General features: G+C 54.0%; 15 protein-coding genes. 8 read left to right on the top strand and 7 right to left on the bottom strand.

Annotated features, from left to right (window positions below; all coding sequences use genetic code 11):
- Positions 1-5 precede the first annotated feature (5 nt).
- A complete protein-coding gene (locus tag AC2FEB_RS19685) occupies positions 6-473 on the bottom strand; it encodes a tripartite tricarboxylate transporter TctB family protein (protein ID WP_162896817.1) in 468 nt (155 codons plus the stop codon).
- Between the two features lie 69 nt (positions 474-542).
- Positions 543-1,502, bottom strand: a complete 960-nt coding sequence (locus AC2FEB_RS19680) for a tripartite tricarboxylate transporter substrate binding protein (protein ID WP_117870021.1) — start codon at positions 1,500-1,502, stop codon at positions 543-545.
- A 109-nt stretch (positions 1,503-1,611) separates the two neighbouring features.
- On the opposite strand from AC2FEB_RS19680, the gene AC2FEB_RS19675 reads away from it, so the two are divergent.
- A complete protein-coding gene (locus tag AC2FEB_RS19675; protein WP_162896818.1) occupies positions 1,612-2,529 on the top strand; it encodes a LysR family transcriptional regulator in 918 nt (305 codons plus the stop codon).
- Positions 2,530-2,848: 319 nt separating this feature from the next.
- Here the strand turns inward: AC2FEB_RS19675 and AC2FEB_RS19670 are convergent, their stop codons facing one another.
- Positions 2,849-3,427, bottom strand: coding sequence for a TetR/AcrR family transcriptional regulator (locus AC2FEB_RS19670; RefSeq protein WP_496676241.1), 579 nt, complete (start codon positions 3,425-3,427; stop codon positions 2,849-2,851).
- Positions 3,428-3,523: 96 nt separating this feature from the next.
- Here AC2FEB_RS19670 and AC2FEB_RS19665 point away from each other — a divergent pair, with 96 nt between their 5' ends.
- The 3 genes from AC2FEB_RS19665 to AC2FEB_RS19655 are packed head-to-tail and all read left to right on the top strand — an operon-like array spanning position 3,524 to position 5,794.
- Positions 3,524-4,630: an NmrA family NAD(P)-binding protein gene (locus tag AC2FEB_RS19665; RefSeq protein ID WP_117870027.1), complete on the top strand. Its 1,107-nt coding sequence runs from the start codon at positions 3,524-3,526 to the stop codon at positions 4,628-4,630.
- Between the two features lie 47 nt (positions 4,631-4,677).
- Positions 4,678-5,250 carry a carbonic anhydrase gene (locus tag AC2FEB_RS19660; protein WP_162896820.1) on the top strand — a complete coding sequence of 191 codons (573 nt, stop codon included), beginning with the start codon at positions 4,678-4,680 and terminating at the stop codon, positions 5,248-5,250.
- A 55-nt stretch (positions 5,251-5,305) separates the two neighbouring features.
- Positions 5,306-5,794, top strand: a complete 489-nt coding sequence (locus tag AC2FEB_RS19655) for a DUF8737 domain-containing protein (protein ID WP_117870031.1) — start codon at positions 5,306-5,308, stop codon at positions 5,792-5,794.
- A 296-nt stretch (positions 5,795-6,090) separates the two neighbouring features.
- Here the strand turns inward: AC2FEB_RS19655 and AC2FEB_RS19650 are convergent, their stop codons facing one another.
- A complete protein-coding gene (locus tag AC2FEB_RS19650; protein ID WP_117870033.1) occupies positions 6,091-6,552 on the bottom strand; it encodes a hypothetical protein in 462 nt (153 codons plus the stop codon).
- A 385-nt stretch (positions 6,553-6,937) separates the two neighbouring features.
- Here AC2FEB_RS19650 and AC2FEB_RS19645 point away from each other — a divergent pair, with 385 nt between their 5' ends.
- A complete protein-coding gene (locus AC2FEB_RS19645; RefSeq protein WP_496676176.1) occupies positions 6,938-7,849 on the top strand; it encodes a homocysteine S-methyltransferase family protein in 912 nt (303 codons plus the stop codon).
- A 315-nt stretch (positions 7,850-8,164) separates the two neighbouring features.
- Positions 8,165-10,663, top strand: coding sequence for a tetratricopeptide repeat protein (locus tag AC2FEB_RS19640; RefSeq protein ID WP_496676174.1), 2,499 nt, complete (start codon positions 8,165-8,167; stop codon positions 10,661-10,663).
- 97 nt (positions 10,664-10,760) lie between these two features.
- Here AC2FEB_RS19640 and AC2FEB_RS19635 read toward each other — a convergent pair whose 3' ends face one another.
- Positions 10,761-11,687, bottom strand: a complete 927-nt coding sequence (locus AC2FEB_RS19635; RefSeq protein ID WP_496676172.1) for a DMT family transporter — start codon at positions 11,685-11,687, stop codon at positions 10,761-10,763.
- Positions 11,688-12,712: 1,025 nt separating this feature from the next.
- On the opposite strand from AC2FEB_RS19635, the gene AC2FEB_RS19630 reads away from it, so the two are divergent.
- Complete coding sequence (locus tag AC2FEB_RS19630; protein WP_496676170.1) at positions 12,713-12,898, top strand: hypothetical protein; 186 nt, start codon at positions 12,713-12,715, stop codon at positions 12,896-12,898.
- Between the two features lie 244 nt (positions 12,899-13,142).
- Here the strand turns inward: AC2FEB_RS19630 and AC2FEB_RS19625 are convergent, their stop codons facing one another.
- Complete coding sequence (locus AC2FEB_RS19625; RefSeq protein WP_496676168.1) at positions 13,143-13,712, bottom strand: hypothetical protein; 570 nt, start codon at positions 13,710-13,712, stop codon at positions 13,143-13,145.
- A gap of 248 nt (positions 13,713-13,960) precedes the next feature.
- Positions 13,961-14,239: a hypothetical protein gene (locus AC2FEB_RS19620; RefSeq protein WP_496676166.1), complete on the bottom strand. Its 279-nt coding sequence runs from the start codon at positions 14,237-14,239 to the stop codon at positions 13,961-13,963.
- A gap of 283 nt (positions 14,240-14,522) precedes the next feature.
- Here AC2FEB_RS19620 and AC2FEB_RS19615 point away from each other — a divergent pair.
- Positions 14,523-15,051, top strand: a 529-nt coding sequence (locus AC2FEB_RS19615) for a hypothetical protein (protein ID WP_496884324.1), incomplete at its 3' end; no start/stop codon positions are given.

Genomic DNA, 15,051 nt, shown 5'->3' with positions numbered 1-15,051 from the left:
GAGACTTACCTCTGTATCCAGCTGAGTAGGTCGAACACTTCGCCGTAGGGCGGGAAGACACCAAGCAGCACAAAAAAGATGAGGTGAAAAACCAACGGGCAGATGACTACAGAAACTGCAAGGCCGATCCAGCTCCGCACACCGAACAAATATAGCACGATGGGAGCCACGATGGCCGTAGGTAGTAGATACCCGAACCAGCGGAATGACTGTTGGTAGACCAACGCAATGATGAATAGTGCGATGATCTGAACAGTCGCCCCATTATCTGTGCTGGCGGCGGCGACATCGCCTGTCTGACGGGATGCACCTATCAGCAAGAGACCAGACAAGCCCAATAGAGCGACGGATGCGGCAAAGGGAACAATCCCGGCCCAGGTATCTCCGGGCGATGCAGCGGGCACCTGCCACGCGCCCCAAATAGCCACAAGTGAAACGGCCGCCAGCACCAAACCTTCGGCATAAGCGCGCATGTCATCCTCCCTCAACAACGCGTGGGCAAAAAAAGGCCGGGGGATCATCGATCCCCCAGCCTTGAAGACTTAATTAGTCAGACTTTCGACCAACGGAGCGGCGTCCTCTTTCATAGCGCTAAGCGTTGCCTTGGCATCCGCACCATTCTGATAGACAGGACCGGTCCCACGCGAAGCCAGCAGCTCGGCGAACTCGGGCTTAGCCGAAATCTGCGCAAGCGCGGCTTCCATCGCTGCGACCACCTCGGCAGGCGTACCCTTCGGAGCAAACACGATCACCGGCGAGGAGACAGCAGCAAACGGAATGCCCAATTCTCCAAAGGCAGGTACATCCGTCATGATGCCGTCGCGTTCCTGGCCGTTGACCGCCAGCGCGCGCAGTTGGTCCTCGAAACCGGCAAGCTGTTGTACGCCCAAGAAGCCGAAGTCGGCTTGCTCACCGATGAGAGCAGCACGGGTCGGGCCACCACCTTTGAATGGAACGTCTTGCGCTTCGATGCCGTTATTGGCCAGAAAGCCCAGACCGCCTACATGGTGGAAACCACCGCGGCCTGAATGCGCCCAACGAAGCGAGCCAGGATCAGCTTTAGCCGCGTCGATCACGTCTTGAACGGATTGAAACGGGCTGCTTTTCGAGACCATCAGAGAGGTTTGCAATTGGCCGACCTGTGCGACGAACTCAAAGCTGTCCAGCGCATCAATGTCGGTGTCGCGGGTCATGGTGGACAGCAAGAACGAGCCCCCTGAGGTCATCATCATAGTATAGCCGTCGGGTCGGGCGCCGACGACAGAATTGGCTCCATTCAAGCCGCCCGAGCCAGGTTTGTTCACGACCACTACGGGGACATCCAAAATGCCATCAGCTGCCGCCGAGATGGCGCGAGCATAGGCGTCAGTGCCGCCACCCGCCTTGTAAGGCACGACCAGATTGATCGGGCGTTTAGGCCAGTCAGCCGCAAAGCTTGCTGTTGCTGTTGCCGCAAGGGCGATGCCTGCCAGTGCGGCAGAAATGAGTGTTCTGCGTTTCATAGTATCCTCCCTAATTCCTCTCCTGATCTCACCTAGCAGATGATGGAGATTGCGAAAAATGCAAAGGTGTTTAGTTTACTTGCAAAAAGTGCAAGTGACGGTGGCGAACATGAACATCAAAGCGCTTCGTGCATTCAGAGCAACGCTGTCAGAGGGATCGCTCGCAGCAGCAGCAAATATACTGCACCTTTCGCAACCGGCAGTCAGCCGGTTGATTTCTGGACTCGAGGGGGAGTTGCGGCTTAATCTTTTTGATCGAAGCGGCCGGAACCTCACTCCAACACCCGAGGGACTTGCGTTCTATCGCGAAGCTGGTCGCATCCTCGACAACCTGGATGAGATCCCCAGAATCGCCGCCGAGATTCGTGCAGGCCGCACTCAGAACCTTCGGATCGTCGCAATGCCGCGCATCGCCCGCGCGCTCGCCTCCCCCGCTGTTGGCCAATTCATAAGGGAAAATCCTGATATCAATGTCAGCCTCGATGTGCGCGCGCGCAGAGAAGCTGGCAAATGGTTGGCCGGTCGGGAATATGACGTGGGAATTGGTGCTCTACCGGTCGAACACCCCGATATCCAAACCGAGTTGCTATTGCGCGTAAGAGCGCAAGCCGTCGTACCAATTGATCATCCGCTTGCCGATCTTGAAGAAGTTTCCATTGACGTTTTGGCTGAAGTTCCAATTGTTCGCCTTATGCACGGATTGCTCTTGCGCGACCAACTGGATGATATGTTTAGATCTGCAGGGGTGCTGCCAAAACAAACCTGCGAAGTCGCATCTTCTTCGCTGGCATGTGCTCTGGTAGCAGATGGCGGTGGTGTCACAATCGCAGATGAACTCGTGGCCGCCGATGTAGATCAGACCCGTGTTCGGACAGTTCCAATTTCGCCTGAACGCTGGATGTCGTTTGGGCTTCTCTTTCCACTGCATTCAGAACCAAACGAAGCGCGTGACAAGTTCGTTGAAGTATTAAAATCGCATGTCGCAACACTCGCGGCATCGAGCCAGTCGATAGAGGTAGTTAGTTAGCGATTTAACTAGTCCCACTGAGCATTCACTTGGAAACTCGACTTTCAGAGAGCCAAGCATCCAGGAAGCTATCATTGGTGGACAATGCAGCATCGGTATCATCGGGCTCATTGAAGACTTCGGTTCCGTCGCAGCAAAGCCCCCTGCCCCGCAAATAACTGATCACGCGGACGGCCCAAGCCAACCATTGGCCGCACTACTCGACGCCAAAGCGCAGCTTTCGCATTGCTGCCGTTCGTGCACCTTGCAGCATTGTCGATTAGCGTGTGATGGCAATGCACAACGCAACCGCGAATCCCTCGGAATACCCTGCAGCAGTTTAGGACCTGTCTTGCGGCCAATGATCCTGCAGCAAATCTATGGCAGTGCGTCCGGCCTCCAGAGCTCGGTCCGCCTCCTCTTCAGTTCCTGCCAAACGAGCCAGAGTAATCGTACCCATAAGGAGTGCCATCGCAGCCAGGCCCTGGTGCGAGCCGGATTCCGGCGTGTCCTGCAAAAGGGCCGCCATGCGATCCGAAGCTTGAGCGCCCGCGTGCCGGGATGCGCCCTTGGTACGGGCAAGCTCGGTTCCCATTGCCGCAAGCGGGCATCCATGCCGACTGTCTTGAACATGTGCCTGGGACAGGTACTTGGCTATATAGTCCTGACGTTCTTTCCCTCGCCCTTCGCTGGACCCCTCGCGCTCCATTTCGGAAACCACATCATCGACTGCGTGCCGGAAGGCTGCCGCGATCAAATTTTCTTTCGAATGGAAATGCCGGTAGAAACCTCCATGTGTCATTCCGGCTGCCTTCATGACGTCCGCGAGGCTAGTCGCTTCGATACCGCGTTCGCGGAACAACTGTGCTGCAGCATCCAGTATCCTGTTGTGACTGCGCCTTTTTTCCACTTCCGACATTCTCGGCAATTTCGCACTCCTAGGCGGGTTGACAATTAAGATTATATCTATCATCTAAATTATAGATTGCAAGTATCATCTAAAAGGAGCGTGCCTATGCCTGCCAAGCCTAAGATCCTCGTCACCAGCGCAAGCGGCAAGACCGGGCTGCAAGTCGCGCTTCAGCTCAGAGCCAAAGCCTATCCTGTCCGTGCGTTCATACGGCAGAGGGATCATCGCTCTGATATCCTCGAACGCGCGGGCGCTGAACTATTCGTGGGTGACCAGTATTCGCTGAGCGACATGCGCAACGCCATGAATGGCGTGCAGCGGGCCTATCAATGCGCCCCGACGGCACCCAATGGGCTGCACTTCAACGCGGTCTTCACCGTTGCGGCTTACGAAGCTAAGATTGAGCACGTCGTTACGCTAAGCCAATGGCTTTCGAGCGTAGATCACCCGTCGCTGTTTACACGCGAAGTCTATTTAGGCGACATCCTGATCGGCATGCGCCCCGAGATGTCTGTGACCACGGTGAATGTCGGCTGGTTTGCTGAAAACTACCTGATGGTGCTGGGCATGGCGGCCCATCTTGGGCAGTTCACAATGCCGCTTGGCGACGGCGACGTGAAAAAGAATGCTGCCCCCTCGAACGAAGATATTGCACGCGTGGCGGTCGGTGCCTTGACGGACCCGGCACGCCATGCGGGCAAGACCTACCGCCCCACGGGACCAACGCTGCTGTCACCCAACGAAGTCGCCGAAGCAATGGGCCGCGCGCTGGGGCGGCGGGTACGTTATGTCGACATTTCCGAGCGTATGATGGTCAAGGCTCTGAAAGCCCTGCGCCCAGCCAACTATTCGGAAGCGGCAGTCACCCAGCTTGCAATCTATTCAGAAGAGTACAGGCGAGGCGCCTTCGCGGTGAACGCCCCGACCGGGGATGTATTCCAAGTAAGCGGGCACGAACCTGAAGCGTTTGAAAGCATCGTACGGCGCAAGGTCGCTGATCAACCGGACCTGGCACGCAGCCTGTTCGGCAGCATCGGTGCGATCGGCAGCTTTCTGAAGATCCTCACGACGCGCGCCTTCGATCTTGATCACGCTCAGAAGCAGCGAGACTACGTTCAGCTTTCCTCTTCGTCGTACTGCCTGGACGACGCGACATGGACGGAAAAACACCAACCCAAGGACGTACAAGCCGCACCAATGCGCGTTGCCTAACGCAGCATAAGACGAAGGTTTACCCTCCAAGACGAAAGGACCTCTTCATGAACGTTCAAGACGAACTCATCACTCGAAACCAAGAATTCTCTGCGGGCTTTGACAGTGCTGGCCTACCGATCCTGCCAAAGTTGCGAACAGTAGTTCTAACCTGCGGCGATGCCCGGGTTGATCCCGCGCACATCCTCGGACTGGAGCTTGGCGACGCGGTTGTGATCCGAAACAATGGCGGACGGGTTACACGCGCCGCAATCGAAGAAATCGCCACCCTCGCCTTTCTGGTGAGCGCTATGACGGAGGGCCGCGAAGAGGGGTTCAACGTCATCCTGATGCAGCACACACAATGTGGAGCCGAGCGGCTGTCCAACCCGGACCTTCAGGACGCGCTGCTGAAAAAGCTTGGGATTGACGTATCCGAATACGCAATCACGGATCAGGAAAGCGACCTTTCGGCAGACATCAAGCGTCTAGCGGCAGCACCGGAGGTACCGGACGCGATCACCGTCTCGGCCTTGCTTTACGATGTCGCCACTGGAAAAGCCCAAGAGATTACTCCAGCCGCTTCACTGGGGACGACCCGGGCCGAGGCGAGCGTATCGCAAACTGCGGCCCGAGCATGAAGGTCTGCCCACCCTCAATTCACTTAAACAGACGCATATCGAAAGGATCGATCAGATGACCCCCACAGTGATATTCCTACTTCAGTTCGCGATGAGCCTCTTTGTCTTTGCTCTGATCGCGGCGTGGTACGTTGCACCCTGGCTTGCACGGCTGTCGGCGGCGGCGGCGCTCTCAATCCTGCTGCTGCCGCATGCTTTCCGACACATCGGAATGAGCTTCATTGTACCAAATCTCAACAACGGAGGGTTGCCCGAGGCATTTGCAACCAGCGCCAGCTATGGCGACTTGCTCTCGGCGTTTCTGGCAATCGCGGCGCTTTTCGCTTTGCGATGGAGATCAATGGCCGCCCTTCCGTTGGTGTGGGGTTTCAACATCCTTGGAACTGTCGATCTGGTGAACGCCTTGCGCCAAGCCGAGGCAATTAACTACTTTGGCCCCACTTGGTTCATTCCAACATTCTTTGTGCCGGTACTTTTGGTCACGCATGTGATGATCTTTGCACGGCTATTGAAGGCAGTTGGCCCCAAGACAGCCTCGGCATGAGAGGACAGGTATTGTTCCAGGGCAGGCAGCGCTGCTGCCCGCCCCACTGAGTCTCACGGCCCAGAGCCGACCTTGAGTACGGTCTTAGAATGTTGCGGTGCGGCCCGTCGAAGCTACCATTCGCTGCGGCTGCATGATCGACGGCAGAACGAATTCACACTCCGCAGATTGAAGCGGCCGTTCGTCGCATTACAGCAAGCAATCCCGGAAGGTTTAAAACCAAGCAGCGAAATCCACTTAAGACCGACAAAGCTCGAGACCAATCGAAACAGTACAGATACAAAAGCGCAGCCGTCTTAGTCAGGGATTTCCACTGTTCCGACTATGTGAGTTCGCCTCAGAGGCAACGCTTGGTATGCTGAGGCGATATCTGTTGTCGCGATGCCGCTGCCAGTCATCCCTTCATAGCGCCCCGTCCCGGTGATGATTTCCCAGGTGTTTGCCGCGCCTTTTTCTCCTGCCTTCCATCGCATGGTAAAAGTGTCATCACCTTCACCGAATACGCATATTCCATTGATCGAGTTGGTGCCGTCTTCGAACCCAAATCCCGAACCCAAACATCTGGCGGGCCCGTCATCCATTGGACCTTCAATTACTTCGAAACCACCAGTGTTGTCCGTCAGATGAAAAATGTGATCACCAAGATCAAAATTCTCTTGGTTCAGAGGGTAGACATTGTTGATCTCGATGCGTTGCTCGTCAGCACTGGCAGGAACACCAAGTATCGCCAAAAGCTGGATGATCCATAAGATTCTCATTTGGCTCTCCAAAAAATGTCACTCATCTTAAGGGCCTTCAAAGCATTTACAATCAGCAAGAATGCTGATGACCGTCCACTTATAGTGTGTGGGGAAAGCGCTAATACAATCTCGAGATTGGGCCTTCACGGTCGTTAGATCGGACACAGAAAGTTAAGCTGACGGGTAAATCTGCCCGACGAGGTGGCCCAAATCGGCCATTGGCAATGGCTTGATGCATCCGCGGTTCAGCCCGCCGAAGGGGGTGTTCGCTGCGGTTGCGAGTTGCCCGGGAAGATGAGGTCATTCTCACGGCAGACACCCTGTCGCCGCCCTAAGGTTCACAGGAGGCCCAAGACAATGTAGGTTTCTTGTGAAAGCATAACGGCAATAGGCGTAGATCAGAATGGCCCGACAGCTCTCACTCGAAGGTGATAAGACCTTTCTGGTTTACGCCGGCACTGGCACCGACCTGATATTCAATCATGGAGTTGAGTTACCCGGTTTCGCGTCGTTTCCATTGCTGGAAGAACCTGGCACCAGGGCAATACTGGCCGGTCAAATGCAGGCACTTGTCGATCTCGCCCGAGAAATGAATGTCGGATGCATCCTTGATGCGCCCACTTGGATGGCGAACGCCGACCGGGCAGCGCCCTTGGGGTACAATGCAGAACGGCTCAGTGAGGTGAACAAAGATGCGGTGAGTTTGATGGAGGACCTGCGCCAAGCATCTGCTCGCGATGACGTACTGGTGTCGGCCTGCATCGGCCCGCGTTATGATCCATACGCCGACATCCCGCCGGTACCCGTCGAAGATGCACGTCAATACCACGCCGCTCAAATACAAAGCCTGAAAGACACAAGCGTCGATCTGGTCACTGCTTATACATTCAACCGTCCATGCGAGGCAGCGGGTTGCATCCTCGCCGCCCGAGACGCTGATCTGCCAATCATCATGTCTCTGGTTGTTGAGACAGACGGGCGCCTGGTAGACGGAACCAAACTTGTGGACGGCATAGACCAAATCGACGCGGCAACCGGCTCGGCGGCGCTGTTTTTTATGGTCAACTGCGCCCATCCGACCCATTTCGGCAGAGCGCTTGGCAACCACCCCCGACTTAGAGGCCTGGTGGCGAACGCTTCGAGTTGCTCGCATGCGGAACTTGACGAAGCCGATGAGCTGGACGAAGGCGATCCAATTGAACTTGGCAAACAGATTGCCTCGATTGCGCAGCAGAATCCGTCGATTCAAGTATTTGGAGGGTGCTGCGGTACCGACATGCGCCACCTGAAATCGATGATCAGCGAATTGGCGTAGCCAACTTGGTTCAATCTGCGCTTTAACGCCGAGATCTGAGGCGATACCGAGATTTCTTTCCGCAACTTGTTAGGAGCGGCCGAATACAATCATTGATCGCGTTCAAATGCTTATCGGTATTTTCTCGTAAAGCGGACTTTTATGCATGTTGCAGCCCTTCGGGCTCTATAGGGCAGGTCCAGCCGTCGCGTAGAAAGCTCTGACCGGTCGATTTAAACGCCTTGGTTCACACTATTGCTTGTGTATCATGTCACGAAACGGTGCCGCCTTACAGATATACACCTTCCATGGTCGCACTTCTGCGGAGTGACGTTAATGCCCGCTATCGATGATCTCTCATGGCCTGAAGCTTACATTGAGCTTCTGCCGCTGATAACTGACAGGTGGTCAGTGAAGGGTGAAATTTATTTTCACCGACAACTAAGTGCCGGCAAGTCCGGTGCCCTTGTTTTTATTGTCGACATCACTTGCGACGCATTCAGCGGCCAGGCCATTCTCAAATTTGACGCCCTGCCCGATCCGGAATGGAAAGAAAAGGCCGAAACCCAGCGACATCTGGAGGCGTTTGAAGCGGTTCCTGCGTTTGGATCAAAGCATCTGGCACGCATTGTCCATTCTTTGGAACACGACGGTAAGGTCGCGATCCTTTCCACCGTTGTGGCGCAAGGACTTGAATACTCTCTTCCTTGGAATGATTGCGGCTACGAGCTGGCCTTGAACGTTCTTGAGCGGCTGTCGAGAAGCCTGCTTGATGACTGGAACGTCGATTATGAAATGGCGCCCGGATTGCAGTCGCCCGGGGAACTGCTTTCCGGATGGCTCGGCTACAGACTGGACTCTGAACCAGGTCGGCTGCATCACTTTCTTTCGGATGTTTGCGGTCATGACCCGAACGAACGTTGTCTGATGTTTGAAGGGCACTGGTACCCAAACCCGCTGGCTTTTGCCTACGATGAGAACCTGCCAAGCCGGTTGAGCGTAAGAGCGGCAAAGGGTCGGGTGCATGGGGACCTCCATGGTTACAATGTACTGGTTCGAGCGCACCAAAGCCGTGATCCCGATTATTTTCTGATCGATTTGGCGTTGTACGTAAACAAACAGTTTTTGTTTTACGACCACGCGTATTTCGAATTGGCATACCTGTTGGCGCGGCGCGGAAACTGCATACCTGCCCAATGGGATGCCATCCTTGATGATCTTGGCCTCTTTCATTCAAAACACCACACATTGGGGCTTTGGCAGGATGATGTCGGCATCGTCGAATTTGTCAGAGCTTTGCGGCGTGGGGCGATGAGTTGGGTTGAGCGCCACGAAAGCCATCGGCTCAGTTTTATGGAAAGCCAATACTTGCTGGCCCGTGTCGCAGTGGGCCTGAATTTCGCACACAAGAACCTCAGTGTCGCTGCTCGCAGCCACGCATTCTTGTACGCAGCCCACAACCTTAAAGACTACATGACGCTCAACAATGTTGAGTGGCCCCGGCACGGACCAGTTTTCCGCTTTCCGACAGTGGAAAAAAATTTGTCCAGCAATCGAACTGAAACCGAAACACTTGCACCAAAAACAGAGCCGCCGGCCGAAAAAGACCGTCTGTTTGATCAGATGGTCACACAGCTTCCAACACCGCAAAAGCCAGTAGTCGCAGTGCTGCCTTTCGATTGCCTCAGTGGACAAAGCGACACCAATGGGTTTGTGGCGGGCATCAACCATGAACTTGTGACCGAACTGGCAAAAGTGGATTGGCTATCGGTGGTCTCTCCTACTTCAACCAAGCTCCTCAAAGATGCTTCTTTGGCCGGCGAAGAGATCGCACAACGTCTCGGGGCGCATTATTTGGTAGAGGGTAGCGTGCGCTATGACGATCAGCGCGTTCGTGTGACCGCCCATCTGGTAGACACATCAACTGGGCATGATCTTTGGGCTGATCGTCTGGACCACAAAACGGAAGATGTTTTTTCCCTCCAGGAGGAAATTGCGTCAGCCGTTGTCGGGCACATAGATTGGGAGTTGCGGTTTGACTTGCGCGAACAAGCCCGATTGAAACGTGGTGAAATCAACGTGTGGGACAGGGTTCAAAAAGCACTGTGGCATCTGTTCAAATTCACAGATGAAGATACCCAGAAAGCAAACGATATCTTAACAAGAACCATCGATATCACACCAGACTACGCGCTCGCGCACGCAGTGATGGCAAACGCCGAGCTTCGGAAACTGTTCTTCGTCCAGGTCGATGATCGGGCAGAGGCGAAGGAACGCGCGCTCTATCACGCGGAGCGCGCCGTGGCCCTGGATGAACAAAGCAGTTTCGCGCATGCCACTCTTGCCCGTGCCTACACTCAGTATAACAAACACGATACCGCGATTGCAGAGGCACAACTTGCCGTCAGTCTCAACCCAAGTGCAGCAAACGCGCATTTGGTTCTCGGATATGCACATCTGGCAAATGGGCAGGCGAAGCCTGCGTTGTCCCATTTCGAGACAGCAACCCGGTTTGGCCCATCAGGTCCATATTTCAAGGTGAAGCTGCTGGCCAAAGCTTTCTGCCTTTATGTTCTCGACAGTTTTGATCAGGCGGAAACTTGTGCGAGAACAGCGTTGGAGGGCAAATCGGTTGATCCATTCGGCCGTTATGTGTTGGCGGTAATACTGATACGACAGAAAGCTCCGGATGAAGCGAGACGAATAATCAGTCAGAGCAAAGAAAAACGCCCCAACATGACCTGTTCGCGCGTCCGTCTGGCCTTCGAAAACCTGCAAAAAAACGATCTTGACAGATTTGTCGGAGACCTCCGGGAAGCTGGTTTGCCGGATTGAGCTTCACCTTCTGCGGACTGGCCGTGAGGCATAGAATTCCATTCAATTCGCCTTGCCCAAAATGAGGCCAGGCACAATACCGCTGGAAGCACATGTATCAATGAGGCGGATGGTCCGCAGCGGTTGGTCGATGGTGCAAACGGGTTGCGATCAAAACGCCACTAACAATCAGCACACCGCCGAAACCTTGATAGATCTGGAGATCCACGCCCTTTAGGGCTACAGCTTCGACCGTAACGAGTATCGGCACGAGATATGCAAATAGGGAGGCTGTCGACGCACCAACTTCGTTTGTGCCGAAATTAAGCAGGTGCAGATAGATAGCACCCATACCAACTCCGACGAACAGGATCGAGCCCCAGACCTGCCAAGAGTAGTCTAATGGTCGAAATGTGCCAGCTTCATGTATCACAACGAATGGCAGCAGAACGACAATGCCAACAACGAAAATCACGAACAAACCTTCGTCGGGCTTAAGATGCATGTGCCATTTCTTGAGAAGAACCAAATAAAGCCCGCGGCAGGCATTGGAGGCTATCATCAAAAGGAAAGCGAGATGCGGGTTGAAATTGATTAGATTTTCCAAATCACCACGAAATGCAAAAACCAGCGCTCCAAAGAGTGCGATGGCGACACCCAGATACTGAACTGCTCGCAATCGTTCGTTAAGCAACAATGCCGAAAACAAGATCGTGAGCAAAGGCACACTGGTATATCCGGCGCCAAGATCTATCAGATCATTGGATTGGAGCGCTGTATATACAAGCCAGGGCGTAGCCACCACGCCAATGCAAGCAAGGATTGTAGTACGAAGCCAACTGCCCTGAAAATGATGGAATGGGTTGCTCCGTCCCTTCAAAACAAGTGGTAAAACAAATATTGCTGCAATCAGGCAGCGCCAAAATGTTAATACAACCGGATGAACTTCGTTGACTGCCAGATTGCCGAACAAAAAGTTCCCGGCGCTGATCAGCATTGCAAGCAACAATGCCCCGTAAGCCAGTGCAGTTTTGTTCATTTTCATGGTTACATCAGAGCATGACCGGCTTTTGAAACAAAGCTTCAATCGATGCAGCAATTGTGTAAAAACCACCTTAAAAAACTTGCACTGCTTTGACCTCGAAGCTCGGAAAGCGGCCCAAAGGAGACCTTCAGGGTGGTTCTGTGATGCTGGGGTCGCAGCCCTCGAAACAGTTCTGTCGAATGACTGCTTTGCCTTGTTACTGGTCGGCGCCGAATCATTAGATCATCTTCTGCAGTTTCCTATCGGCGCGGATATCGGTCGTGAAATATGACCGCTTGTCCTCGGCTGTGCCTGCGGGCCGCACCACCCCTGTCGAATAGCGTTGCCTCGCCCCCCCCCCCCCCCGCGTTTGCCACGTGGCAGATTAGCAGGAACAGGCAGCTTCGCTGTCTGACCTGCAGATCAGCTCTGATTGTCCGAAAGGGAAGTCAGAACAAACCAAACTGTCTGCGGGAGCATAATAAGGGGGCGGCGTGTTAGTTGATGACGCAAAGGTCAAATTCAACTGATGTCCAACGTTGGGGGCGCCATCTGATGTCGAACGTTCACCTTGTTTCTGGTCCACCTGTGACGGTTGGGTCAGATTCGTGTGACGTTCAACAGGAAACCAGTGGCGGACCGAGGAGTCTTCGAACTTATATTACAATTTTCTGTTTTTATAATGTTTTTAATAATCTGAATCGAACAGTACCACATAAAATACCACAGCATCTCGAATAAAAAGTCACCGTTGGCAAGACGGTTTCCGTGAATCTAGAACAACGGCACCAGTTAAGAAGCGCAATACCGATTAATAGCAACCGCATTCTTTGAACTGTCCTGCTCAACTAATGCCACTGTCGGATGGGTTCCCCTGATTGGCTGGTTTTTCCATGCAGCAAGGGTATTCCAACCTTTTGTTCACACCGGGGCGACAACATTAACCGAACGTGAACAATGTATTCTCTGCGTGTTCAAAGTGTTTGGCTCATACTGCTACCTGCAGGGCTATTTAGAGCTGCCCAGCTTAGTGGAAGGGGAAAAGAATGATCAAGACTGCCATTGAGGTTGAGCTTTGCGTTCCCGCATCGATGCAATCCTCAAGTGCTGCCATTGGTGGCGAACTTTCCAATACTGAAAATTCGAGCAACAATCGCTTCCCTCCTATCGAAAAATCACTGACTGACATCATCAGCGACAAGCGACTTAATGGGGCAAACAGGGACGCCTGAGCCAGCGAGTTGAAGCAAAAATACGCTTCCGGTTTTCGGCGACCAAATCAGGTTTCGACAAAACCCGCTCCGTATCGGAGCGGGTCAATTTTTGTGCGTGTCTTTAATGTGCTCAAAGCTCTTAGAATGTACTTCAGGCAGTCTGATCAGGACGGTGCCAATACGATGCCGGGCCGGCCATGCTCGTGGTAAAGACATGGTCGACCCGGCCACCATCGGCCTGCAGAATAACAAGCCAATACTGTTAGCTGTCCAAGCCAAGCAGTGATTTTACCGCGGCCTCAACCTCGTCAGTGACTGGCTTGTTTGCCGCGTTTTCCAGTGCTTCGCGCTCAGTCAGCCCTTGATCTTCAACGGCCTCTGTCAAGTCCTCGACTTCAGCAACCGCTTGTTCGTATTCGACAGCATCCTGCTTCTCGGTTTCCAAACTTTCAGCCGTGTCGATGGCGTCCTGTAGATCGTTGTTTGCTTCCTCAAGCGCTGCCTCGATGTCTGGGTCGGTGCCACCTGCGTCTTCCAGCGCCTCTTCAAGTTCGGTCACACGATCCTGCTTTTCCTGAACTTCAGTTTGTGCCGCTTCAAGATCCTGTTCGATTTCGGAAACAGAACGATCTGGCGGCGTCATCCCGTCCAGAAGCTCCTGCTGCTCCTCCAGCGCCGCCCGCAGATCATCGCCAGCCAATACCGTTTCACGATAAGTAGCAATTCGGCCGACTCGTGAGTTGGGTGCGGCGTTCAGTAGGGCCGTCTCACTCGCATTCGCTGCGTTCAACGCGCCCAACTCTGACGGATGAGCCCCAAGTAACGAAGCCATTTTGTGTCCTGTCGGACGCTTTTCCGGGCGCACTGAACTGGTGACCGTAGGCGATGACGTGATTGTTCGCGCGGTTTTCGTTGCTTTGGATTTGGGTTTATTGGCCTTGGACTTCCTGCCACCAAATATCTCTTTCAAAGAGAAATTTTTCCCTTTTGAAGATTGAGCTCGCGATCCTGAGATACCAGCTGCTTTGTTACCTGTCTTGCCAGCTGCAGACTTTCCTTCATTTTTGGGTGCGCCCTTTCCTAAGCCTTTGCCATTACTGTTTCCGGCTCCGTCATTTCCGCTACCATGGCCATTTCCGTTCCCACCGCCATTACCACCGGAGTTTCCTCCGCCGTGACCGCCACCGTTGCCGCCGGAGTTTCCGCCACCGTTGCCGCCGGAGTTTCCTCCGCCGTGACCGCCACCGTTGCCGCCGGAGTTTCCGCCACCGTTGCCGCCGGAGTTTCCTCCACCGTTGCCGCCGCCTTTTCCGTTGCCGCCTTTCGCGTAGGCAGAATCAGGAAAGGCGACCGCCCCAACAAGCGCGGCGGAACTCATCAGGGCGATGGCGACCGCTGAGGTTTTCAACAATCCGGAAATTGTGTTTTTCATGGCGTTTCTCGTTGTTCAATTTTGAGTTTCTGTCGTCAGCGCTATTACAAATTTGATTCCGACAGGCAGTATGCCCTTGCCGGGTTCTTGTCCTAGTTTTTGTCATCTAACCCCATCGATGTTGAACCCACGGGAAACTGGTCGTTCATCAACGGTTCATGTAACCTTCGTTAGGTTGATCGGGCGTCAGCGCCCTAAAAAGTACCGAATATGAAAAAGCTTTTGATCCTTGCCTGCCTTTTCGCGGTTCTCCAGCCCGGAGAAAGCGATGCGGCTGCCCGCGAACTTAAGCAGGCGGAGTTACGCAAGGCGACAAGTTCGGGACAAGCCATTCGGCTTAAGAAGGTTATCAAGGGTGTAGAGCGAGTTTTTGGCGGCACCCCAGTTAATGCGCGTGCCTTTCAGACAGATGAAGTCTACTATCGAATTCTGGTCAAAAAGCCGAATGGAAAGATAATCAGCGTTATCGTCAATGCAAAAACAGGTGTTGTTGTACCCAATCGGTCAAGTGTTGGGCGGCAGGTAACTGAAGCTGCTAAGACAGCGCCAGGAAATTCTGCTGCTACATCGCAAGGGAAGTCGGCGAACAATGGCATCAATGGAAACCGTGGCGGCAACGGTAACGGCGGGGGAAACAGCGGCGGCAACGGTGGTGGAAACTCCGGCGGCAACGGTGGTGGAAACTCCGGCGGCAACGGTGGTGGAAACTCCGGCGGTAACGGCGGGGGAAACAGCGGCG

This window comes from Ruegeria sp. YTSC106 (assembly GCF_059609765.1).
This window is presented reverse-complemented; position numbering and strand designations above follow the sequence as displayed.